Below are 1,084 nucleotides of genomic sequence, written 5' to 3'. Positions count from 1 at the left end.
GGCGGTGGAGTATTTGCGCGAGTGCGAGGCTTTTTTAACCCAAAAGCAGCAGCAAATGAGTTTATTGATTGAAACTTTGACAGAGCAACCTGATTCTTTTTGAAACCCGCTTACTAATAGCTAAAATCGGCTTAAGCTGAGTAATACATCTTTCACAAGATGTCGAAAATATTTGGCTGTTCGTTAAAGACTCTTTCTGTAGCCGCTAAACCTACATCTTGAGCTAATAAATCAATGCCATCAATAATCTTAGGGACTTTCTGAGTATCAATTTGGAGACTAGCAAAGCATTCTCGCCGATAATCTGGTCTTTCCTGAAAACGTTGGATTGCTCTTTTTAGTGGACGCATGACTTCGTAGGCTTTCTCAGCCTTTTTCACAGCTTCAGGAGGAAGGACAGATTGGAGTCTCAGAACAGCTAAATCGATTAAATCTCTAGATTCAATGCTTTCGTCTGCAAAGCGATCGCTATTTGCCAATAATTTAGAGGTAAAACAATCACTCACACTTAGACAAGCAACAGGCGACCATTCTGGATATCTAGGCGAATCTAGTTCAAAGCGCACCTCCGCAATGATTTCCGTTTTGATCGGCTCATCATCAACCAAAACTATCATCCGAATTCCATATTGGTCAGTAGTACCGCGCCCGATTTTGATTTTACTTAAATCTCGGAATAATCCTTTATAACCACTATCAAATACAATCTTTCGTAAGAATCCATAACCTGATGAAGATACTGAAGCAATAAAATCAATATCTTTACTCCAACGATATTCATCCAAGTCAAGTGCTAAAAGGGTTCCGCCTCTAAAGTAAGCAGAACCCTTTTTAAGAATTTCATCATCTAAGCTATTTAAAATAGTTAGGATTTTATTGTGATGATCTAGCTCAAAAGTCATAACGTGGCTTGTAGCCAAGACTTATATCGTTTTGCAAGCTTCTGCAAAAACTTTAGTTCTTCACCTTCAAGATTATTGAATAGCTTGCGGTATGACCAACCCCGTTCGTAGCGACTTAGCATCTGCTCAGGAGTAAAGCGATAAACGTCTCCTGGTGGCGGGCCTCATTTGGTGTCGTTGAT

At 39.8% G+C, this 1,084-nt stretch carries 1 protein-coding gene and 1 pseudogene; one reads left to right on the top strand and one right to left on the bottom strand.

Translation table 11 applies throughout. The features are described from left to right. Positions 1 to 103, top strand: a pseudogene (locus tag AC2VE5_RS28085) (exodeoxyribonuclease VII small subunit); the annotation flags it as partial. Positions 104 to 152: 49 nt separating this feature from the next. Here the strand turns inward: AC2VE5_RS28085 and AC2VE5_RS28080 are convergent. Next, positions 153 to 902: a nucleotidyl transferase AbiEii/AbiGii toxin family protein gene (locus AC2VE5_RS28080; protein ID WP_486890785.1), complete on the bottom strand. Its 750-nt coding sequence runs from the start codon at positions 900 to 902 to the stop codon at positions 153 to 155. Positions 903 to 1,084 lie beyond the last annotated feature (182 nt).

The organism is Aliterella sp. E5.1 (assembly GCF_057473825.1).
This window is presented reverse-complemented; position numbering and strand designations above follow the sequence as displayed.